The organism is Neobacillus mesonae (genome assembly GCF_023715155.1).
Lineage (GTDB): Bacteria > Bacillota > Bacilli > Bacillales > Cytobacillaceae > Neobacillus > Neobacillus mesonae_A.
In genome coordinates this window covers 1-459 of sequence record NZ_JAMBNQ010000110.1, presented here as the reverse complement: position 1 = coordinate 459, position 459 = coordinate 1, and the positions used below count along the sequence as shown (strand labels likewise).

Sequence of the window (459 nt, the reverse complement as noted above, 5' to 3'; positions counted from 1 at the left end):
CCTTCTTAGAATGCGCGGGGCCGGGGGCTTCTTCTTGGATCAGCTGAGTGAGACCGTTGACAGGGTTGACGGTCAAGCGGAGCCGTGCTGGATCTAGACGCTCAGCCTTAGCATTGCCCTCATCGTGTGAATCGACATCCACGAGCACGAAGTGGTGCGTTTCGGAGTCTTTGAGCTCGAAGAGCACCGCGCGGAACTGATCATTGACGCGACCGGTGCGCACGCGCTTGTCCACGGCATTGTTGAGCGTCTTAATGCGCAGCGACGGGTTGGCCGGATCTTCCGCGAGCTTCTGCAGGAAGTTCATCACCGGCTTGTACAAGGCACCGTCGAGTTTCAGGCCGCTGTAGAAGCTGAATGTAACCATCTGCGCCACTCCTTACCCCAGCAACGCCGCCGGGATTGTCTGCTCGTTGAGTGTATCCGGGTACATGAGCGTCCAACCGTCGTCTATTAGGC

1 protein-coding gene is annotated in these 459 nt (G+C 58.2%); it reads right to left on the bottom strand.

All coding sequences use genetic code 11. The annotated features are described in order from the left end of the window. A partial coding sequence (locus M3183_RS26740) for a type II toxin-antitoxin system RelE family toxin (RefSeq protein ID WP_251475064.1) occupies positions 1-367 on the bottom strand: 367 nt, incomplete at its 3' end. Between the last annotated feature and the right edge of the window lie 92 nt (positions 368-459).